The organism is Aeromonas sp. ASNIH8 (assembly GCF_002919855.1).
Lineage (GTDB): Bacteria > Pseudomonadota > Gammaproteobacteria > Enterobacterales > Aeromonadaceae > Aeromonas > Aeromonas caviae.
The window spans coordinates 1-18,957 of sequence record NZ_PQLN01000083.1 but is presented as its reverse complement, the minus strand read 5'-3'; the positions used below and the strand labels follow the sequence as shown (position 1 = coordinate 18,957).

The 18,957-nt window shown below is 57.7% G+C and carries 22 protein-coding genes and 3 pseudogenes; 16 read left to right on the top strand and 9 right to left on the bottom strand.

What is annotated here, in order from left to right; genetic code table 11:
- Positions 1-96 (top strand): annotated as a pseudogene (locus C3418_RS18190) (recombinase family protein); the annotation flags it as partial.
- 185 nt (positions 97-281) lie between these two features.
- Here the strand turns inward: C3418_RS18190 and C3418_RS18185 are convergent.
- Complete coding sequence (locus tag C3418_RS18185) at positions 282-458, bottom strand: mercuric transporter MerT family protein (protein ID WP_224873767.1); 177 nt, start codon at positions 456-458, stop codon at positions 282-284.
- Between the two features lie 74 nt (positions 459-532).
- Between C3418_RS18185 and merR the strand changes: the two genes are divergently transcribed.
- The 4 genes from merR (at position 533) to C3418_RS18160 (ending at position 3,629) form a co-directional block, all read left to right on the top strand.
- Entirely contained in the window at positions 533-931 is a 399-nt protein-coding gene (gene merR / locus C3418_RS18180; protein WP_003089120.1) for an Hg(II)-responsive transcriptional regulator, read from the top strand.
- Positions 932-1,037: 106 nt separating this feature from the next.
- Positions 1,038-1,199 (top strand): hypothetical protein, encoded by a 162-nt coding sequence (locus C3418_RS18175; RefSeq protein ID WP_198046902.1) that lies wholly within the window; start codon positions 1,038-1,040, stop codon positions 1,197-1,199.
- 305 nt (positions 1,200-1,504) lie between these two features.
- Positions 1,505-2,416, top strand: coding sequence for a DNA-binding protein (locus C3418_RS18170; protein ID WP_033996289.1), 912 nt, complete (start codon positions 1,505-1,507; stop codon positions 2,414-2,416).
- Positions 2,417-2,801: 385 nt separating this feature from the next.
- Positions 2,802-3,629 carry a 3'-5' exonuclease gene (locus tag C3418_RS18160; protein ID WP_011270172.1) on the top strand — a complete coding sequence of 276 codons (828 nt, stop codon included), beginning with the start codon at positions 2,802-2,804 and terminating at the stop codon, positions 3,627-3,629.
- A gap of 24 nt (positions 3,630-3,653) precedes the next feature.
- On the opposite strand, the gene C3418_RS18155 is transcribed toward C3418_RS18160, so the two are convergent.
- Genes C3418_RS18155 through C3418_RS18140 form a run of 4 tightly spaced genes read right to left on the bottom strand, consistent with a single transcriptional unit; the run spans position 3,654 to position 6,068 of the window.
- Complete coding sequence (locus C3418_RS18155) at positions 3,654-4,376, bottom strand: hypothetical protein (RefSeq protein WP_015060216.1); 723 nt, start codon at positions 4,374-4,376, stop codon at positions 3,654-3,656.
- Positions 4,373-5,023 carry a DUF6753 family protein gene (locus C3418_RS18150; RefSeq protein WP_015060217.1) on the bottom strand — a complete coding sequence of 217 codons (651 nt, stop codon included), beginning with the start codon at positions 5,021-5,023 and terminating at the stop codon, positions 4,373-4,375. Before C3418_RS18150 ends, C3418_RS18155 begins: the two co-directional genes overlap by 4 nt.
- Positions 5,016-5,699, bottom strand: coding sequence for a mobilization protein (locus C3418_RS18145; RefSeq protein ID WP_015060218.1), 684 nt, complete (start codon positions 5,697-5,699; stop codon positions 5,016-5,018). The genes C3418_RS18150 and C3418_RS18145 overlap by 8 nt, the downstream gene beginning before the upstream one ends.
- A 12-nt stretch (positions 5,700-5,711) precedes the next feature.
- Positions 5,712-6,068 (bottom strand): hypothetical protein, encoded by a 357-nt coding sequence (locus C3418_RS18140; RefSeq protein WP_058656681.1) that lies wholly within the window; start codon positions 6,066-6,068, stop codon positions 5,712-5,714.
- 309 nt (positions 6,069-6,377) lie between these two features.
- Here C3418_RS18140 and C3418_RS18135 point away from each other — a divergent pair, with 309 nt between their 5' ends.
- From C3418_RS18135 to C3418_RS18085, 10 genes and pseudogenes are all read left to right on the top strand, one after another.
- Positions 6,378-6,698: a ribbon-helix-helix protein, CopG family gene (locus C3418_RS18135; protein WP_021029055.1), complete on the top strand. Its 321-nt coding sequence runs from the start codon at positions 6,378-6,380 to the stop codon at positions 6,696-6,698.
- A complete protein-coding gene (gene traI, locus C3418_RS18130; RefSeq protein ID WP_033996285.1) occupies positions 6,679-9,351 on the top strand; it encodes a TraI/MobA(P) family conjugative relaxase in 2,673 nt (890 codons plus the stop codon). Before C3418_RS18135 ends, traI begins: the two co-directional genes overlap by 20 nt.
- A 41-nt stretch (positions 9,352-9,392) precedes the next feature.
- Positions 9,393-9,671 carry a BrnT family toxin gene (locus C3418_RS18125; RefSeq protein ID WP_015060221.1) on the top strand — a complete coding sequence of 93 codons (279 nt, stop codon included), beginning with the start codon at positions 9,393-9,395 and terminating at the stop codon, positions 9,669-9,671.
- Entirely contained in the window at positions 9,631-9,951 is a 321-nt protein-coding gene (locus C3418_RS18120; protein ID WP_045286807.1) for a BrnA antitoxin family protein, read from the top strand. The genes C3418_RS18125 and C3418_RS18120 overlap by 41 nt, the downstream gene beginning before the upstream one ends.
- Positions 9,948-10,370: an antitoxin MazE-like protein gene (locus C3418_RS18115; protein WP_015060223.1), complete on the top strand. Its 423-nt coding sequence runs from the start codon at positions 9,948-9,950 to the stop codon at positions 10,368-10,370. The genes C3418_RS18120 and C3418_RS18115 overlap by 4 nt, the downstream gene beginning before the upstream one ends.
- Before the next feature lie 663 nt (positions 10,371-11,033).
- The gene (locus C3418_RS18105; protein WP_014343471.1) at positions 11,034-11,594 is read left to right on the top strand and encodes a replication protein; all 561 of its coding nucleotides are present in this window, start codon (positions 11,034-11,036) and stop codon (positions 11,592-11,594) included.
- A 533-nt stretch (positions 11,595-12,127) separates the two neighbouring features.
- Positions 12,128-12,406 (top strand): hypothetical protein, encoded by a 279-nt coding sequence (locus C3418_RS18100; protein WP_013213990.1) that lies wholly within the window; start codon positions 12,128-12,130, stop codon positions 12,404-12,406.
- Positions 12,407-12,516: 110 nt separating this feature from the next.
- Positions 12,517-12,942, top strand: a complete 426-nt coding sequence (locus C3418_RS18095; protein WP_013213989.1) for an antirestriction protein — start codon at positions 12,517-12,519, stop codon at positions 12,940-12,942.
- Between the two features lie 127 nt (positions 12,943-13,069).
- Positions 13,070-13,225 (top strand): hypothetical protein, encoded by a 156-nt coding sequence (locus C3418_RS24430; RefSeq protein ID WP_013213988.1) that lies wholly within the window; start codon positions 13,070-13,072, stop codon positions 13,223-13,225.
- A gap of 463 nt (positions 13,226-13,688) precedes the next feature.
- A pseudogene (locus C3418_RS18085) lies at positions 13,689-14,552 on the top strand (IS1182-like element ISKpn6 family transposase); the annotation flags it as partial.
- Between the two features lie 249 nt (positions 14,553-14,801).
- Here the strand turns inward: C3418_RS18085 and C3418_RS18080 are convergent.
- The 4 genes from C3418_RS18080 to C3418_RS18065 form a co-directional block, all read right to left on the bottom strand.
- Positions 14,802-15,683: a carbapenem-hydrolyzing class A beta-lactamase KPC-2 gene (locus tag C3418_RS18080; protein WP_004199234.1), complete on the bottom strand. Its 882-nt coding sequence runs from the start codon at positions 15,681-15,683 to the stop codon at positions 14,802-14,804.
- A 221-nt stretch (positions 15,684-15,904) separates the two neighbouring features.
- Positions 15,905-16,555 carry a class A beta-lactamase gene (bla, locus tag C3418_RS18075; protein WP_045286946.1) on the bottom strand — a complete coding sequence of 217 codons (651 nt, stop codon included), beginning with the start codon at positions 16,553-16,555 and terminating at the stop codon, positions 15,905-15,907.
- Between the two features lie 74 nt (positions 16,556-16,629).
- On the bottom strand, positions 16,630-17,610 hold the full coding sequence (locus C3418_RS18070; protein ID WP_013213985.1) for an IS481-like element ISKpn27 family transposase: 981 nt from the start codon (positions 17,608-17,610) through the stop codon (positions 16,630-16,632).
- A gap of 122 nt (positions 17,611-17,732) precedes the next feature.
- Positions 17,733-18,290 (bottom strand): recombinase family protein, encoded by a 558-nt coding sequence (locus C3418_RS18065; RefSeq protein WP_001217881.1) that lies wholly within the window; start codon positions 18,288-18,290, stop codon positions 17,733-17,735.
- A gap of 162 nt (positions 18,291-18,452) precedes the next feature.
- Here C3418_RS18065 and C3418_RS18060 point away from each other — a divergent pair.
- Positions 18,453-18,830, top strand: a pseudogene (locus C3418_RS18060) (DUF4158 domain-containing protein); the annotation flags it as partial.
- Between the last annotated feature and the right edge of the window lie 127 nt (positions 18,831-18,957).

Genomic DNA, 18,957 nt, shown 5'->3' with positions numbered 1-18,957 from the left:
AATGTCCGCGAGGCCGCCGCACGCCTCAAGGTAGGAAAAACCGCTCTCTACGCTGCCTTGCAGGCGGCCAGTTCTGGCAGTGCAGCCGACTCCTGATATTTCGTGCAGTCGCCTTCTGAAAACGACAAGATCCGCGCTAGTGCTGGTATGGCATGTTGCTTTCTCGAAAACCACTCTCATATTGCACGGCTGAAACAGCCGAGTTTCGAGAACCACGAAAATGCTGTTTCTAGGGGTTGGCAGCTTGCGCAAAGCCGCGCAGTTGCTGGGTATCGGATCTCTTAACGTGCTTTAATTTCCGAATTCTGAAGCGACCCCATCATGGTCAGAGCGCCCACCCACGTACCGCCGACACCGAGTGCCAACAGCACCAGTGGCCCGACACAGCACACCGACGCACCGATGGCGGTCAGCGAACTCGCGACCAGCGAGCCTTTCCCGGTGAGTTGCATCCCCATTCCCATCTCCTGAGCCTGATTGCCTAGGTGCTATTCTAAACTCCGTACCAAAGTACGGAATCAAGGAGAAAGTGATGGCCACAGAGCTGACCATTGGCAAGCTGGCAGACGCCGCCGGGGTGAACGTCGAGACGATCCGCTACTACCAGCGACGCGGGCTGCTGGATGAACCAGCCAAACCCTTGGGTGGCCATCGGCGCTATCCGGTGGACATGGTGAAGCGACTGCGTTTCATCAAGCGGGCTCAGGCGCTGGGTTTCACGCTCTCGGAAGTCGGTGGACTGCTGACGCTGGATGAGTCGTGCGCCTGTGCCGAAACGCGAGCACGGGCTGCACGCAAGCTCGCGTTGATCGAGCAGAAGATGGCCGACTTGGTCGTCATGCAGCAACTGTTAGGCGAACTGGTGCAGCAATGTGATGCGGGAGACGGCGGAACGATCTGCCCGATCATCGAGGCACTGATCAGAGAGTAATGCCTGGCGGGTGAGCTGGAGATCGGAAAGCCCCTTTACGGTGGGATTCAGAGCTTACGTTGGTTTTTGGTTCCATTGCTCCCCAAACCCCAAGGACAAAGCTACGGTGCGGCTGAATGTGTCCATTGGTGGCGGCGGTGTTGAGCTACTGGCGACCGGGCCGAAGTGGTACGACACGCGGAAAGAGCAGGGCGGCGGTGCCATCGACCTGACCATGCACCTGTTCAGATTGTCATTTGTGGATGCGGTCAAACGGCTGTCGCCTTGATCGTGTTTGCAAGATGCCCCCGGCAGGGCCGCCGGAGGCCACTCGCCGCCGTGAGGCTCTGGGGGCAGGGTAGCGGTCTTCGCCCTTCGTCCTGCCCCCTTTCTTACCCTCTCAAAACGCGCTGTAGGCCCGTTTCTGGCCGACAACGAGCCGAAGGCGAGGCGTCAGCACGGTGTTTCACCAAAAACGAGCAGCCGACCGGGCAGCGGTACGTTACGAAAACCGCTCGCATATCGTATCTGTATTGCGTATCATATCTGTATTGGTACGATTTACGCTGATATGGTACGAAAGGAGCAACGATCATGGCACGTCAGGGCATCACTTTTGAGCAGGTCGCCGCCGTCGCTGATGCGCTGGCAGGCGAGGGTCAGCAGCCGACCATCCGGGCGGTGCGGGAGAAGCTGGGCGACACCGGCAGCCCGAACACTATTCACAAGCACTTGACCGCGTGGCGCGAGGCCCGCCCGGTGGCCGCAGCCGCTGCGCCGGAACTGCCGCAGGCGCTGACCGCTGCCATTGCCGCCGAGATCGAGCGGGCCGCATCGCGGGCACGCGGCGAGATCGAGGGCCGTCTGGTGCAGGCGCAGGCGGAGGCCGCCGAACTGGCCGCCGCTGGCGAGGTGCTGGAAGGCGAACGCGACGAGCTGGCCGAGCAGGTGGCCGTGCTGACCACTGAGCGCGACACGCTGGCAGGCAAAGCCGCCCAGCAGGCCGCCGACTTGGCCGAGGCGCAGCAGCGCATCGAGCGCGAGCAGCAGGCGGCAGAGTCTGCCCGGCTGGAGGTGGCAACCGCCCGGCACAAGATCGAGGCGCAGGCCGAGCGCGTGAGCGAGCAGGCCGCCGAGCTTGAGCGCCTACGCGCCGCACTGGCCGAGGCACAGCAGGGCCGCACCGCCACCGAACAACAGGCCGCCGTGCTGGCCGCCAAGCTGGAGGCGTGCGCCGACCGTGTGAGCCGCGCAGAGGCCCGCGCCGAGCAGATCGAGCAGCAGGCCGCCAAGGCTGCACAGGCCCACGACACCGCCCGCGCCGCAGCAGCGCAGGAAACCCGGCAGACGCAGGCCGAGCGTGACGAGGCTCGCAAGGTGGCAGCAGAGGCCCGCGAGCAGGCCGCACGACTTACCGGGCAGCTTGAGGCGCTGCAACGGCAGCAGGACAAAGCCGAGGCCGCCGAGAAGGCCACGAAGGCACCGAAAGGGAAGGGGGGCGAGTGATGCCAAGCGCCGCAGAATTTCAGGCGCTGTCCGATGAGTTGCGGCAGCTTGGGGCGGTGATCGTGCAGGCTGCGAACCTGGGCGATCAGGAGCTTGCATTGTGGGCCGTGGGGGCGCTGTCATCCGCAGCCGCCCGGCCTGCATGGTGGGCGAGAGAGGCCGCAGACAGCGAAGCTGTGGGATGCAAATAAAGTCCCATCCTAAGCTACGCCAATTTTCAGGACTGTTTTGAAAGACTCAGGCTTGGCAGGCGGGTAAAGTGTCATTCTGAAAGGATCGCGTGGCATTGGGCGCGGCCTGAATCGTGAAAATAAAGTCTCATACTTTCGAGCGTCTGAATCGTCGCCCACTACCGCCGGGACTGAGACACCAACAAGGGGGGCGTATGCCCAAAACCCGAAAACACCTCACCCCGACCGAAGCAGAGGCCAAGGGGCTTCTATGCCGTAAGCACCTCAAGGAACGCCTCCGCCTCATGCCGGGACTAAACACCAAGCCCGCTGGCAGTGTCTGGCAAGGTCAGGGGGCTTATGATGTGTACAACCCAGCCGAGTGCGTGCCGTGGCGCTGGATGCCTGGGCGTGCCCAAGTCCGTCGCCAGCACGTCGCAGCGCAGGCAAAAGACCTGATCGCCGCAGGCTGCATTGTGCTCGACACCGAAACCACCGGCCTCGGTGATGACGCCGAGATTTGCGAGATAACCATACTCGACGTGACCGGCGCACCGATCCTCGACACGCTGGTACGCCCGACCCGGCCAATCCCGGTCGAGGCGACAGCGATTCACAAAATCACCGACGCCATGGTGGCCAGTGCGCCGAGCTGGCCCGAGGTGGCCGAGCAGTACGCCGCCGCCGTTGCTGGCCGAACCGTCGTTGCCTACAACGTCGCTTTTGATGCGCGCTTGCTGCGGCAGACCTATCAGATACACGGAATCACCGCGCCAGTGTTGACGACCGCTTGCGCGATGCTGATGTATGCCGAGTGGCATGGAGAGTACGACCGGAGCCGCGACCGCTGGCGATGGTTGAAGCTGATCGAGGCTGCGACCGACTGCGGCGTGGCAGAAGACGGCGCACACCGCGCCCTTGCCGACGCCCGCATGACGCTGGGTGTGCTGCGATACTTGCAGCGCCGCACGAACGGACGGCGACCGGCAGGGCCGAAAGTGGCCACCGTCCCGCAGGAGGCTTTGCCCTCTGTTTTAGGATGAAACTCTATTTCAAAGAATGAGACTTTATTTGTACGGATGAATCTTTATTCGCATCCCACACATGGCTTCTAACCACGCTTCGTGCATCCAGAATGGGGCTATTTTTCCGTGCTGAAGTGTGCAAAGCGGATTGAGCACCCGGCGTGGGTTCTTCCATGTCTCGACGGAGAGCAACAGGCCGTCCGCATGGACGGAAAAGACTGGTAGTGCTTTCGGCTGGCCCTTCTTCTTGCCTTGCGTTTCGGTTGGCTTGAGGTCGTCCCAAACGCCTTGCACGGTTTTGTTCAGTTCGTCGATGAAGCGTTCCGGCATGGTTTTCAAGAGTTCGGCAGTGATTGCGTTCGCGTCCTCAAATTGCTTTCTTGCTTCGGCTTCCTTTTTCCGTCGTTTTTGCCGCTCCTGTTCGTATTCGTCTAAGGTTTGCCTGTGTCTGCGCTGTGCTTCAGCTTCCGCTTCTTCAGCTTGCCTTCGTGCTTCCTCTTTGGCTTTCTGTCGGCGTGCTTCACCCTCTGCTGTGAGTGCTGGTTTTACCAGTTCGCCAGACTTGGCCTCGATGGTGATCGAAAGCGGTTCGCCGCGATGGTCTACCAGATCGAAAGGCAGACCATCCGCATCGAATGCCGTGAGGTAAAGATTGGCCCCATAGACCTTGTGCCCCGGCCTCACAGCTTCGTATTTTTCTGCTGCTGCGTGCAGTGCTTCCGCTAGGCGTTCTGCCGTGATTTCTCCTTTGATCTTGATTCTCATGGCAACCTCCATCCGTAGGTGCCATCCGATGCGGGCTTGACGTAGCACACGCCTTTTTCGACGTACCACCCCGGCCTATCGCACTTCGCCAAGCTGGCGAGGCTTCCCGTTTGAGCGAAGCGGTAGGCCAAGCGCCCCTCTGGCGTGTTGGCCCATGCCGCCGCCGCTTTCTCGTCCTTGGCTTCGGTGTATCCCGCGCCGTATCCGGCGCCGTATCCGGCCTGATAGCCCGAATCCTTGCCGCTGCTGTGCATGTACCAGCCGAACAGGCCGACGCACAGGAAGGCCACGGCGATGCAGCCCGCCGCCCACTGCCACATCTGCTTTGCTGATGTGTTGTGCGCGACCTCTTGCGCTGCTGCTGCTACCGCTTGCGCCAAATCCGCCTTGGCTGCTTCCGCTGATGCTTTCACGGTTGCATCCGCCGTTACCTTGAAATTGACCAAGGTATCTTTGGCTGCTTGTGCTATCGCTTGCGGGAACTTCTCATACTGGCCTTGGTAGTGTTGCAAGGCCATGAGCACCAGCCACAGCGCATCATTGTTTTTCAGGCCGAGTGCATCCCGAACCCGGTAAAGACTTTGCCGCTCCGCGTCACTAGGTTGCCTGCCGAGCAGCTTTGCAAAGCTGTCGTCTAGGTCACTCATGGACTACGGCCTCCAATACCTTTTTGGCCTCGTTGCGCCACCGCGTAAGCTCCGCACGGTTGCCAATGGGCAATTCCTTGAGTGCTACCGCAATGCTCATGCGCTTGCTGTAAATGTCATCGCTCACACGGTCGGCCATGTCCGGGAATGTCACCGATTTCCCGCCGCGTTCCTCTACCGCCGTGCGCAGCTTGGAGCCGTTGTAAAGCTCGAACTTATTTTCTTCCCCGAAGTGTCCATTGCGTACCACATGAACATCCGCATTCGGAATTGCGTCCATGTATTCCTTGAGCAGTTCGAGGCTATCCCGTTGGCGGTTAATCACCCACAGCGTGACCAGCTTCCGCTTGAGTTCTTCAAGCGTGCTATTCAGTGTTTCACCGTAGGCGCTCACGCCCTTGTTATTCCGTGCTGCCGTGTTGATTACCACGACGCTATCCGGCTTGCTATCGCACAAGTTCACTAGCTGAATCCATCCGTCCGCCTCATCCAGATTGATAAGCTCCGTTTCCGTGCTTTCTTTATAGGCTTTCCATACGTCCGGGTTAGAGGTGTCAGACTCAATCAGCAAGACGCTTTCGCCGCGCTCTTGCAGGTAATCAACCGTTGCCATCGTGACAAGCGACTTGCCAACGCCGCCCTTGCTGCCACCGATCAGGTAAATGCTTTTCGCCATGTTGCTTACTCCTTAAATGTCGTCGCTGTCAGGTTTCGGGGTGAATGTCGCCTTTGATGTATCCGCAGGCTTCTTGACGGCGGGGCGGGGGCGGGGTGTGTCTCCCGGTGCGTGCACCGGAGCTTTTTTCGCTGGCTTTGCTCTCTGCAAGTAGCTCTTGAGTGTTGGAGTTGCGATGCTCAGACCTTCACCGCGCAGCGTCTCGGAAATCTGGTCAAGCGTGTATCCACGCTTTTGCAACAAGGCGATTTCCTTCGAGAGTATGCGCACGGCATCTTGCTTGCTGTGCTCTTGCTTCTTTTTCTCGACTGGCGGCATCTCTCGCAGCTTTGCAGCGATAGCCTCTAGCTGTTCTGTCGTATGCTTCATCGTGCTAACTCCTTTGCTTACTTGTTGCGGAGTTGACAGCATAGCGCCATTTGTGCTTGTTGCAAAGTGCGTCCCGTGCACCTAAACTGCTGATACGATAGTAGAGCGGATGAGCAATACAGGATGACCGTTGTAACACACATGGCTTCGCCACGTGGTTCCAACGGACGCCTGCCCATTCGGCGCTTCGCTTCTCACGGTCTGGCTTATCCTGCAAGGGGTATCCCCTTGACCCCGGACAGTGCGGCGCTCTCGCTTCTTACTGTCCAAGACACACCCCGCCCCCCGCCCCGGCGAGAAGGAGACACGATGCCATTTGAAACGCAGGGGCCGGAACCGCTGGACGCCGTTATCAATGTACGGCTGACCGCAGCGGAGAAGGCCCGCTTGAAAGAGGATGCCGACCTTGCCGGGTTGAGCATGTCCGAGCTTGTCCGCCGCCGCTACTTCGGCAGGCCGATCATTGCCAACGCTGACGCTGTGATGCTCAAGGAGCTGCGGCGCATCGGTGGATTGCTCAAGCACATCCACAACGAAAGCGGAGGCATTTACAACAAGGACACAGCCGGGGCACTTGTGGCCCTGAAAGCCTACATCGGGAAACTGAGCCGTGATCGTCAAGAAGGTTAAGAACCCGCAGAAGGCAGCAAGCAAGGCGGTTCGCGTTTCTCGCCTAACCGACTACATCCGCGAGCCGGAGCGTGAGAACTCGCAGGAGAAGTGCATCCATGCCGGGGCGCGTGGATTCATCACCGATGAACCACAGAGCCAGACGGCAGAAATGATTGCCTTGTCACAAGAGGCAGTGCGAAGCAAGGACACGATCAATCACTATGTCCTGAGTTGGCGAGAAGGCGAGCAGCCCAGCCCGGAGCAGGTCGAAGAAGCGGTAAGCATTTTCATGGATGAGCTAGGTGTTAAAGACCATCAAGCCATCTATGGTTTGCACGCCGACACGGACAACTTGCACCTGCACCTTGCCATCAACCGCGTGCATCCTGAAACGCTCAAGGTGGTGAAGATCAATAACGGCTTCGACATTGAGGCAGCGCACAAGGCGATAGCACGAATCGAGAACGCACAAGGCTGGCAGCGTGAGCAGAACGGGCGTTATCAGGTGTTGGAGAATGGTGAGTTAGGCCGGGAGCACATCGACAAGGACAAGCCGCGCCAGCCAGCCCAGCCGAAGCGCGACATGGAAAACCGCACCGGGGAGAAATCCGCCGAACGCATCGCCATTGAGGACGGCGCACCGATCATCAAAAAGGCGCAGACGTGGGAGCAGTTGCACCGCGAGTTAGCAGCCAAGGGGATGCGCTACGAGAAAACAGGCAGCGGGGCGACGCTCTTTGTCGGTGATGTTGGCGTGAAGGCCAGCAGCGCAGACCGGGACGCGAGCCTATCCAAGTTACAAAAGCGACTCGGAGCTTACCAGCCGCCGCCGCAGCGTCAGCAGGTAGCACAGCGCGAGCCAGAGCCGATCAAGCCAGACGTGCCGGGATGGAAGGATTACATCACCGGGCGCAAGGCGCACTACGCGGAAAAGAACGCGGCCAAGCTGGCACTGGACAAGCGGCAGGAGCAGGAGCGCAAGCAGATTGCCGAGCAGCAGAAAGCCCGCCGCGATGAACTCATGCGCGGCAACTGGAAGGGTAAGGGCGAAGTGCTCAACGCCATGCGCAGCGTGATTGCCGCCGAGCAGGCCGCAGAGAAAGCAGCCTTGAAAGAGAAGCACCAGAAGCAGCGCGAGCAGCACCGGCAGCAGTTCCGGCCCTATCCCGACCTGGAGCAGTGGCAGCGGATGCAGAAAAGCCCGGAGCTTGCCGAGCAGTGGCGGCACCGCGCCAGCGAGCCGCAGCGCATCGAGGGCGCGAGCGGCGAGCCGCCGACGCCGCGAGACATCCGCGCCTATCAGCCTGAAATCGTGGGCCAGCAGGTGCATTACAGCCGGAAGGAAGAAGCGGGGGCGGGCGGGGGTGTGTCTTTCGTGGACAAGGGAAAAAGCATCGATATTCACGACTGGCGCAACCGGGACAGCACGCTTGCCGCCTTGCAGCTATCGGCGCAGAAGTGGGGCAGCTTCACCGTAACCGGGAACGACGAATACAAGGCCATGTGCGCGAAGTTAGCAGCAGAGCACGGTTTCAAGATCACGAATCCTGAGCTTCAGGAGCGCATCCAGCAGGAGCGGCAGCGGATACAGCAGGAGAGGGCGCAGGCGATGAAATCGGAGCAGCTAAAGCAGTTTGAGCTGTACGCGGAAGCGGTAGGCGCGGAGCGCTACCGGGTAACGTCCATCAAGATGCAGGCAGACGGAAGGAAGCAAACCTTCATCCTCGACAAGAAGGACGGCATCACGCGGGGCTTCACGCCGCAGGAGATCGAGCAGCGCACGCCGGAGATGCTGCGCCTACAGCGCCGGGGCGAAAACCTCTACTACACGCCACTATCGGACAAGAAGCATCACATCCTCATCGACGACATGAACCGGGAGAAGCTGGAGCGGCTTATCCGTGACGGCTACCGGCCCGCCGTTGTGCTGGAATCAAGCCCCGGCAACTATCAGGCCATCATCACCGTGCCGAAGCTGGGGACGGCCCACGACAAGGACGTGGGCAACCGGCTGAGCGATGCCCTGAACCGTGAATACGGCGACCCGAAGCTATCGGGAGCCATCCACCCGCACCGCGCACCCGGCTACGAGAATCGCAAGCCCAAGCACCAGCGCGAGGACGGCAGCTATCCCGAAGTGCGCTTGCTCAAGGCCGAGCGCCGCGAGTGCGTCAAGGCGCTGGCCCTGTCCAGCCAGATCGACGCCGAGTATCAGCGTCAGGCCGCCTTGAAGGCGCAGCAGCCAGAACGCAGCAAAGCCAAGCCCGCCTTGGAGCTTGCAGCGGCCAGCGGCAGCGCGATCGACGCTTACCAGCGGCATTACCGCGACGTGATCAAGCGGCAGCGTGGCGGCGAGGTGGACTTGTCCCGCGTGGATTCCATGATTGCCGTGCGGATGCGCGTTACCGGCCACGATCAAGCCGCCATCGAGGGCGCTATCCGCCAGTGCGCCCCGGCCACCCGGCAGAAGGACGAGGGGCGCGACTGGAACGACTACGCGCAGCGCACCGCCCGCTATGCCTACAGCGCCGCAGGCGACCGGCAAGCCGCCGAGCTTGGGAAGTACCGCCAGCAGTGGGAGAAGCTGGAAGGGCGCGAGCCTGTACGCCAGCAGGAGCAGGCCAAGGCGCAGAAGATCGAGCGCGACAACTCACCCGGCATGAGTCGATAAGACTTGATGTAACTACAAAAAGACGCTACAATAAGAACACAATGGAACTTGAATGGGACGCCGATAAAGCGGCACGAAACCTGAAAAAGCACGGCGTTTCCTTCGAGGATGCCGAGCTTGTTTTTTACGACTCCGGGCGGGTTGAAGCCTACGACGGACGCGAGGACTACGGGGAAGATCGTTGGGCAACGATTGGGCTTGCCTACTCGGCTGTCCTGTATGTGGTCTACACCGTCCGACACGAGGAAACCATCCGCCTTATCTCTGCGAGGAAAGCAAATGCCGACGAAAGAAAGCAATATCGTGAAGCGAACTCTTGACCTCAAGAAGCCGCCACAGTTGAGCGCCGAGCAGAAGGCGCGACTGGATGCCGTGGCCTCGATGCCGGATGAGCAGATCGACTATAGCGATGCACCCTATCTGCCTGATGCTGTCTGGATGAAGGCAGCGGAGCAATTGCCCCACACCAAGAAGCAAATCACGCTGCGCATTGATGCCGAAGTGTTGGAGTTCTTCAAGCACACCGGCAAGCGTTATCAGTCGCGCATGAATGCTGTTTTGCGCTCCTACGTTGAGGCGCACAAGGCGCACGCGAAATGAGCGGCGACGACAAGCAGCTTGAGCTTGAAGCCCTCGCCGCCGTGGGCGAAATGCTCTTGTTCGACCAAGCCAGAGGCAACCCGGAAGAAGCCGCCCGCATCCTGCGATGTGCGCGGCTTTTTGCTCGTTCAGAGGATGCCGCGCAGCGTCTCAGCGAGCTATGCAACGAGGCGGGCAGTGATGCGACTTGGCGCGAAAACATCGTGGAGGAACTGCAAGACCGAGAGGACTTGCAAGCCGCCGAGGCAGCGATGGAAGCCCGCCGACAGGCCCAACTTGTTGCGCAAGCGGATAGTGCCGACACGGCCTTGCAGACCCTAATGGACGAGGTAGCGGCGGACACCTTCGGCAGTCTCGATGAAGGATATGCGGCACAGGCGCAGGCCGAGGCCGTGAAGGCGTGGCAGGGCAGGCAGTGAGCGGCATTTGTTGGTGTTTCATCGTAACCCGGCAAGTGTTCAGCAAACGGTGGTTTGTTGGACAGTTGCCGCAAGGGGCGGTTTTTGTCATTTTCAGAAGACGACTGCACCAGACAACGCGGTTTGAAGGCTGTTGTGCAGTCGTCTATTGAACGAACAGTATCAGGAGTCCGCTGCACGAATGATAACCTCAAGCCGGTTCTGGTCGCGCTGGCGACCGATCAGCCCCTGGATGGGGACGGTAGAGAAAACGGACAAAATCGTACGCTAAGCATGCGGCCTGTCAGGTTGAGGCCATAGAGTTTGACGTTTAGGCGTCAGATAATGCAGAAAGCGGCCCTAGTCTGACGCGATGCCAGTGAGCCGACTGACGCCCAGTTGAGGTATAGCCTAGATTGACATGCGCGATGCAACCCTTAACTTGCTTGCACCTATCGTTTCCATGCTAGCTTTATCGTAACGCTAAGGAAGCTCTGAAAAAGCCCATGTTTCGCGAAATCACCGCTCTGTAACCCGCATGGTTGCTGGGATGCATTTCTCGAGCGGGGGCTTTTTCAGACCTTCCTTAGCTTAGCGTACGATTTTTTCCGAATTCTGCGGTTCCCCCTGGAAGACCTACGCAAGTTGGGCCAGCTCAGAGGTGGAATCAACGAAGGCGAGCGAATGAGGCATCTTTTCTGGCGTCTTAACTTTCTCCTTCTCTCCGGGGCAACAAACAGCGCCCAGATGTACCATGAGGCCGCCGCTCTTTCCTCCGAGCTGGATACTCGTTGGTCTTACCGCTCCAAAGAGCTTATGACGCTCTACAGCAAGGCGAAATCCTATGAGGCTGGGGAACGTGTCGAGTTCGGCGGAAAGTCGTTTGCACCGCTATACACGCCCAAAAACGACACGCTGATCAACCTATTCCAGATCTCACAGCAAGAACAAGAGCAACTGAAGACGATTATCAGCACTGACGAGGCTCAGAAGCGCCGCAGAGAGCGCGATAGACTGCGTGATGAAGAACGTCGCCGCGCCGCTGGCCAGCTTGAGCGTGAAGCCTATGAAGCCAACTCATTGAGCAGGCAAAAGCCCTGGGAAGCTATGGGCATGAGCCGGGCTAAATGGTATCGCCTGGGCAAGCCTTCACCTCAACAAAACAGTGAGACAAGTCCCTCCCCTATTACTAATGGCGAAGCCTCAGCGGTTGCCCTTCAGGCGGCCAGGTGTAAAGCCGTTTAGATGGCTATTTCAAAGTGAGTGAGATTTCGTAACGGATGGCAGCCCTAGAGGCTGCTTTCTTTTGAGGGGTTAGCAGGCGTATAGCCATGCTGGATCTCAGTCTATCACTACCTGCTTAATATTCCACCTTTAGATCCGGCAGCAGTTCGACCAGGTGGCCAACTTACCAGGCACCGGCAGCAGCTCGACCGGGTGGCCAAGTTCAGATCTGGACGCCAGAAGGAAATCAACCAGGTGGCCAACTTACCAGGCACCGGCAGCAGCTCGACCAGGTGGCCAAGTTCAGATCTGGACGCCAGAAGGAAATCAACCAGGTGGCCAACTCACCAGGCATCGGCAGCAGCTCGACCAGGTGGCCCATTTCGTACGTACGAAATCAGGCGACGCTATGCGAAATCTTGGCGGCAATCCCCCGCGACTACGTGATTTTTTTAACGTAGAGCGCGCTTTTTCTTGCCATAGTAGGCCATTTTGGCCTATAATCTTAATTAAGAAGACCGGGCACCCGCCACGGTCAATACCGGAGAACTCCGATGATCCACACAGCTAACCGCACCTTTCACCAACTCTATCGAGAATGGATACGCGAACGCCGCGAGCATATGCACAACGTTTTGACCTGGGAGCGTGATCGTTACGGTGCTCGCCTCGTCGGTCTGTTTTATCGTTACTGCAAGGTGGCCAACCCCTTTCCCCGTTGCACTCTGAATACTCGGATCAACTACCGCGCCCATGCGGTGAATCTGCCAGATTGGCCAGCCCGCAGCCTGGAGCTGAATAAAATGTGGCTCAGTTGGAGAGAAAAAAAGTAGGCCGATTTGGCCTATTTTTTATTGTACCCGCTTGACACAATAGGCCAAAATGGCCTATTATATATCTCAGAAGGCCGGGCACCCGCCACGGTCAATACCGGAGAACTCCGATGATGCAAACAGAACTTAATCCCCTGATCTGCTCCCTGGTCGCCACCCCTCGCCGTATGGCTGCAATGCCCCGCTATGTAGGCCGTTTCTATGTGGTTTTCGAGTCGATGCTTTACCAGCAAATGAAAGGGCTCTGCCGCGAGTATCGCGGGGCTTATTGGCTTATGTGGGAGCTGTCGAACGGCGGCTTTTATATGGCTCCTGGGCGTCGTGATGAAATGCTGAACATCGAGGCCATGAACTACTTTAGTGGCCAAATGAGCGCCGATGCTGCCGGGATTACCGCTTGCCTCTACCTCTATAGCCATCTGTCATTTCACACAGAAGGCGCTGACCAGGAGCGGTTTTCAAGGCTGTATCACAGCTTGCGGGATTGGGCTTGTGAGCATGACGAAAAAGAGGCCATCTTGGCCGCAATAGACTAGCAACAGAAAGCCCCGGTGATGGCCGGGGCTCTTAAAGGAGGTGCATAGGTAGAAAAAGAAATGGTGCCCCTGGTATGGCTGCAACCAATCACAGGGGCTTTCACCGGTCAATTTGAGGATAAACGCGATGAATACGGATATTGTATCACTTGCAAAACACATTGGCGACGCTCTGACGGCCCGCCGCCCCGTTCATATGCCGCGCATGAAGATGCGGGAGCTTGGCTTGCTCTTGATTGAACTGAAGGCGTATCGGGAGGCCGCCGCGACCGTTACCCATTGATAAAAAAGCCCCGGCATTGACCGGGGCTATTTGAGGATTTATCGCATGATTAGACCTGAAACGCTTAGGCCGTTCGCTGAAGATTGGCAGGCTCCAACCGCCGATGAAATCAAAGAGGTGTTGGAGCTGATTAGGCAACGAAAAGGGCTTAGTAAGCCTCTCAGTGGCGTTGATGTCGCTGATCTCGTTGGTTTGCCTGGTGAGAGAGGCAGCGGAAAGGGAACCCGAACCTTCAGGCGTTGGGTGAGCAAAACCAACCCTAGCCCTATTGCTTATGGTGCCTGGTCTATCTTGGCCCACCTGGCAGGTTTCGGGGCTATATGGGACGCTGACCGGGATTGAAACCATGACCGAACATAAGGCCGAACGTGCTCCCTGGGGAGACTTCCCGGCAGTAGTGAGGAACGGCGATCTAAAGGATCTCTCTAAAGAACCTGAATACGAAGCCGCCAAACATGGCGACCACAAGGCGATGAGCTATAAGCGCATGAAGCCGGCCGAGGACGAATTGCATTGCGAGATCAAGGCGCTGCTTGATCGCGCCAAGGCTACCGACGACCAGGAGCGTAACGAGCCGGAGCTGGACATTCCTGCCGAGATTTCTCGCCGCGAGAAGCGCCTGGAGGCGATCCAGGCGGCAAAGGCGCGCCTGGAAGCGCGCCAGCGTGAAGCGGACCAGGCCCGGGGGCGCAGCGAAGACGATGGCCGCCGGCCTCGCCATCCGGATGGCTCGGACAAGGGCGGTGGCTCGTACAAACGCGAGTTTGGTGTGCCGGATGACCGTGATCAGGAAAGCTTCACCGATCCGGACAGCCGGATCATGAAACACGCCGGTGGTGGCTCCGAGCAGAGCTACAACGGGTACACAGCGGTCGATGCCGAGCACCAGATCATCGTGGCGGCGGAGTTGACCAACTGCGCCGCGGACAGTCAGGCGCTGCTGGGCATGCTGGCAGCAGTTCAGGCCAACACCGGAGAAATGCCGGCCCAGACGCTGGCGGATGCGGGATTCCGTAGTGAGGCTGTTCTGGCAAAGGTCGCCGATCACCACGGCGATGTCATCGTTGCCCTCGGCCGCGAGGGACGTGAAGATGCCAAGGTCAATGCCAAGACCCATCCGCATACGGCGGCGATTGCGGCGAAATTGAAAACGGAGCAAGGCGATGCAGCTTACCGCCGGCGCAAGTCGATCGTGGAGGCTCCGAATGGTTGGATCAAGGCGGTGATGGGATTGCGTCAGTTCAGCATGAGGGGCCTGGACAAGGTGCAAGCCGAGTGGAAGCTCGTCTGCATGGCGCTAAATCTGAGGCGAATGGCGTATCTGTGAGGGCGAAGGTTAAATGGGGCGGCTCAAATGCACCCCAGTCGTCATAACACGCCGCGCGCCGCAAGATTGGTATCCTTGGCGCCGACGCCTTGCCAATTGCAGAGAGCGCCGCCGCCATCGTCAGTGCTCTACAGAAAACCGGTCACACGGCTCTGCCGCGCAGACTCCTAGCCTAAATGTGACAGTGGTTGGTAATCCATGCCGCCCGCAAGGGCGGCGGTGGTGGGCCAATAGATGATTTTCAGAGCCTTACTGCCCGTTGACGCCCAATCCCTCGAGCGCGAGTCTAGCCGCAGCGGCGATGACGGCCTCGCTGTGCTTGTCATCCTTGTTAGGCGCCCGGGTGTAGACGGCCAACACAATAGGTGCGCGCCCAGTGGGCCAGACGACGGCATAGTCATTTGCCGTGCCATACACTCCGCAGGTTCCGGTTTTGTCTCCGACTGCCCAGTCTGCCGGCACCGCCGCGCGGATGCGGTGGTTGCCGGTCGTGTTTCCCTTTAGCCAATCAACAAACTGCTGCCGCTGCGGCGCAGCCAGTGCAGAGCCCAGTGTCAGTTTTTGTAAGCTTTCCGTCACGGCGCGCGGCGATGAGGTATCGCGCGCATCGCCTGGGATGGCGGAGTTCAGCTCCAGCTCCCAGCGGTCCAGACGGAACGTGGTATCGCCGATAGAGCGCATGAAGGCCGTCAGCCCGGCCGGGCCGCCCAACTCCTTCAGCAACAAATTGGCGGCGGCGTTATCACTGTATTGCACGGCGGCCGCGGACAGCTCCGCCACCGTCATGCCTGTTGTCAGATATTTTTCCGAGATGGGTGACCACGGAACCAGCGCATTTTTGCCGTAACGGATGGGTGTGTCCAGCAAGCCGGCCTGCTGCTGGCTGCGAGCCAGCACAGCGGCAGCAAGAAAGCCCTTGAATGAGCTGCACAGTGGGAAGCGCTCCTCAGCGCGGTAACTTACAGTTGCGCCTGAGCCGGTATCCATCGCGTACACACCGATGGAGCCGCCAAAGTCCTGTTCGAGTTTAGCGAATGGTTCCGCGACGAGGTTGGTCAGCGCGGTGGCAGAAAAGCCAGCCAGCGGCCATGAGAGACAAGACAGCAGAACTAGACGGCGATACAGTGACATCAACGATATTCCTTGTTTGAAGGTGGAGCTAGGTGTAGCGGCCGGATGTAATCAGGCCGCTACAGCTGGGATTAGGGGTCTGACGCTCAGTGGAACGAAAACTCACGTTAAGGGATTTTGGTCATGAGATTATCAAAAAGGATCTTCACCTAGATCCTTTTAAATTAAAAATGAAGTTTTAAATCAATCTAAAGTATATATGAGTAAACTTGGTCTGACAGTTACCAATGCTTAATCAGTGAGGCACCTATCTCAGCGATCTGTCTATTTCGTTCATCCATAGTTGCCTGACTCCCCGTCGTGTAGATAACTACGATACGGGAGGGCTTACCATCTGGCCCCAGTGCTGCAATGATACCGCGAGACCCACGCTCACCGGCTCCAGATTTATCAGCAATAAACCAGCCAGCCGGAAGGGCCGAGCGCAGAAGTGGTCCTGTAACTTTATCCGCCTCCATCCAGTCTATTAATTGTTGCCGGGAAGCTAGAGTAAGTAGTTCGCCAGTTAATAGTTTGCGCAACGTTGTTGCCATTGCTGCAGGCATCGTGGTGTCACGCTCGTCGTTTGGTATGGCTTCATTCAGCTCCGGTTCCCAACGATCAAGGCGAGTTACATGATCCCCCATGTTGTGCAAAAAAGCGGTTAGCTCCTTCGGTCCTCCGATCGTTGTCAGAAGTAAGTTGGCCGCAGTGTTATCACTCATGGTTATGGCAGCACTGCATAATTCTCTTACTGTCATGCCATCCGTAAGATGCTTTTCTGTGACTGGTGAGTACTCAACCAAGTCATTTTTCAATATTATTGAAGCATTTATCAGGGTTATTGTCTCATGAGCGGATACATATTTGAATGTATTTAGAAAAATAAACAAATAGGGGTTCCGCGCACATTTCCCCGAAAAGTGCCACCTGACGTCTAAGAAACCATTATTATCATGACATTAACCTATATGTCAAGACCCGGCTGGTTATACACGCGTTTCCTGAACAATTCAGGGCGTTTTTCATGCCATTCCTTGAGCGCCTGAACGGGTGTTTTGTGTTGGAGCGCGCGTTGCGGAATGCTGTGGTTGTAGATCTTGACGTAATTGCGCAGCGTCGATTCCAGTTCGGCAGCTGAACCAAAACGGGTCTGGTTGACGATGTCGCTGATACGACCGTTGAAGCGCTCCACCATGCCGTTGGTCTGCGGATGACGAGGCGGGATGAGCCGGTGCTCGATGCCGAGCTGCTTGCACAGGCGGTCGAACACGTGTGTGCCGCTGGGTTCCTTCTTCTTGCCGCCAGCCGTGAAGCGGTCGGTGAACTGGCTGCCGTTGTCGGTCAGAAGCTTGACGATCTTGACGGGACAGGCTTGCTGGACTTTGTTGAGGAAGTCGCCACTGCTGCCATCGGTCTGGTCGGCATAGAGCTCGATGAAGACCCAGCGCGTAGCACGGTCGATGGCAACGAAGAGATAGCGCCTTGCCGTCTCGTCGGGCATCTGCGGCAGGTACTTGATGTCGATGTGCACAAAGCCCGGCTCGTAGTCCTTGAAGGTCTTTTTCGTGGCGGGCGCAGTGCCTTCCTGCTCGACCAGGTTACGTAGATCCGAGACACCGTGGCGGCGCAGGCAACGTCCCAGGCCGGCACGCGAGACGGCTGGATTGATGAACTCGCGCGTGACCGCCAGCAGGTCGTCCGTGGGCAGCAGCAACGTCTTGCGCAGCTCCACCACGATGAGCTCCTGCTCGGGCGTGAGCGTCGTGTACATCTTGTTCGGCGCATGCGACTTGTCTTCAGGAGACTCGCGGTTTTGCCACTTTCGGATGGTTTGGCGGGTGACGTTGTACATCCTGGCCAGTTCGGCCTGCGGGAGCGTCGAGTTCCTGATTTCCTCACGGATCAGGTGGGTAGTACGGGCTTGGCTGTGCAGTGCCTGGGTCATCGAGTTGCCAGTGAAGAGTCGGATTGGAACAGTGTACGCAAAACGTGTCTGGCCTTGAAGAGCGGCCAGCTACGCATGGGTACATGATCCCACGAGTCCAGACACCTATAAAAATAGGCGTATCACGAGGCCCTTTCGTCTTCAAGAATTTTATAAACCGTGGAGCGGGCAATACTGAGCTGATGAGCAATTTCCGTTGCACCAGTGCCCTTCTGATGAAGCGTCAGCACGACGTTCCTGTCCACGGTACGCCTGCGGCCAAATTTGATTCCTTTCAGCTTTGCTTCCTGTCGGCCCTCATTCGTGCGCTCTAGGATCCTCCGGCGTTCAGCTTGTGCCACAGCCGACAGGATGGTGACCACCATTTGCCCCATATCACCGTCGGTACTGATCCCGTCGTCAATAAACCGAACCGCGACACCCTGAGCATCAAACTCTTTTATCAGTTGGATCATGTCGGCGGTGTCGCGGCCAAGACGGTCGAGCTTCTTCACCAGAATGACATCACCTTCCTCCACCTTCATCCTCAGCAAATCCAGCCCTTCCCGATCTGTTGAACTGCCGGATGCCTTGTCGGTAAAGATGCGGTTAGCTTTTACCCCTGCATCTTTGAGCGCTCTGATCTGAATATCGAGGGACTGCTGGCTGGTTGAGACCCGCGCATAACCAAAAATTCGCATAAAATGTACCTTAAATCGAATATCAGACACGATGTGTCTATTATGCCAAAATGACGATTTAATGGACACTCAAACGAAGCCGTTTTACTATGTCTGATAATTTATAACATTTCGGACGGTTGCAAAAATATTACTAAATGCCCGTCAGGCAGGGAGGCCGATATGCCCGTTGACTTTCTGACCACTGAGCAGACTGAAAGCTATGGCAGATTCACCGGTGAACCGGATGAGCTTCAGCTGGCACGATATTTTCATCTTGATGAAGCAGACAAGGAATTTATCGGAAAAAGCAGAGGTGATCACAACCGTCTGGGCATTGCCCTGCAAATTGGATGTGTCCGTTTTCTGGGCACCTTCCTCACCGATATGAATCATATTCCTTCCGGCGTCCGGCATTTTACCGCCAGACAGCTCGGGATTCGTGATATCACCGTTCTTGCAGAATACGGTCAGAGGGAAAATACCCGCCGTGAGCATGCAGCGCTGATACGTCAGCACTATCAGTATCGTGAATTTGCCTGGCCCTGGACATTTCGCCTTCATGTACAGAACCTTAAGCGGCAAGCGAATTAATAATACCGTCTAACGTGTTGTTTTGCTTGGATTTTCTCTGCCTACTCTTTTTGCCGTTTTTGGATAAATACACCATTGCCCACTCCAACTTCTC

What these genes read in the sequence shown, in the direction of transcription:
- C3418_RS18140 (WP_058656681.1), bottom strand. Translation starts at nt 6,068, where the DNA reads ATGAAGCATACGACAGAACAGCTAGAGGCTATCGCTGCAAAGCTGCGA.
- C3418_RS18070 (WP_013213985.1), bottom strand. Translation starts at nt 17,610, where the DNA reads ATGACCCAGGCACTGCACAGCCAAGCCCGTACTACCCACCTGATCCGT.
- C3418_RS18100 (WP_013213990.1), top strand. Translation starts at nt 12,128, where the DNA reads ATGATCCACACAGCTAACCGCACCTTTCACCAACTCTATCGAGAATGG.
- C3418_RS18065 (WP_001217881.1), bottom strand. Translation starts at nt 18,290, where the DNA reads ATGCGAATTTTTGGTTATGCGCGGGTCTCAACCAGCCAGCAGTCCCTC.
- C3418_RS18125 (WP_015060221.1), top strand. Translation starts at nt 9,393, where the DNA reads ATGGAACTTGAATGGGACGCCGATAAAGCGGCACGAAACCTGAAAAAG.
- C3418_RS18170 (WP_033996289.1), top strand. Translation starts at nt 1,505, where the DNA reads ATGGCACGTCAGGGCATCACTTTTGAGCAGGTCGCCGCCGTCGCTGAT.
- C3418_RS18080 (WP_004199234.1), bottom strand. Translation starts at nt 15,683, where the DNA reads ATGTCACTGTATCGCCGTCTAGTTCTGCTGTCTTGTCTCTCATGGCCG.
- merR (WP_003089120.1), top strand. Translation starts at nt 533, where the DNA reads ATGGCCACAGAGCTGACCATTGGCAAGCTGGCAGACGCCGCCGGGGTG.
- C3418_RS18185 (WP_224873767.1), bottom strand. Translation starts at nt 458, where the DNA reads ATGGGGATGCAACTCACCGGGAAAGGCTCGCTGGTCGCGAGTTCGCTG.
- C3418_RS18120 (WP_045286807.1), top strand. Translation starts at nt 9,631, where the DNA reads ATGCCGACGAAAGAAAGCAATATCGTGAAGCGAACTCTTGACCTCAAG.
- C3418_RS18155 (WP_015060216.1), bottom strand. Translation starts at nt 4,376, where the DNA reads ATGAGAATCAAGATCAAAGGAGAAATCACGGCAGAACGCCTAGCGGAA.
- C3418_RS18150 (WP_015060217.1), bottom strand. Translation starts at nt 5,023, where the DNA reads ATGAGTGACCTAGACGACAGCTTTGCAAAGCTGCTCGGCAGGCAACCT.
- C3418_RS18115 (WP_015060223.1), top strand. Translation starts at nt 9,948, where the DNA reads ATGAGCGGCGACGACAAGCAGCTTGAGCTTGAAGCCCTCGCCGCCGTG.
- C3418_RS18095 (WP_013213989.1), top strand. Translation starts at nt 12,517, where the DNA reads ATGATGCAAACAGAACTTAATCCCCTGATCTGCTCCCTGGTCGCCACC.
- C3418_RS18160 (WP_011270172.1), top strand. Translation starts at nt 2,802, where the DNA reads ATGCCCAAAACCCGAAAACACCTCACCCCGACCGAAGCAGAGGCCAAG.
- C3418_RS18145 (WP_015060218.1), bottom strand. Translation starts at nt 5,699, where the DNA reads ATGGCGAAAAGCATTTACCTGATCGGTGGCAGCAAGGGCGGCGTTGGC.
- C3418_RS18135 (WP_021029055.1), top strand. Translation starts at nt 6,378, where the DNA reads ATGCCATTTGAAACGCAGGGGCCGGAACCGCTGGACGCCGTTATCAAT.
- C3418_RS18105 (WP_014343471.1), top strand. Translation starts at nt 11,034, where the DNA reads ATGAGGCATCTTTTCTGGCGTCTTAACTTTCTCCTTCTCTCCGGGGCA.
- C3418_RS24430 (WP_013213988.1), top strand. Translation starts at nt 13,070, where the DNA reads ATGAATACGGATATTGTATCACTTGCAAAACACATTGGCGACGCTCTG.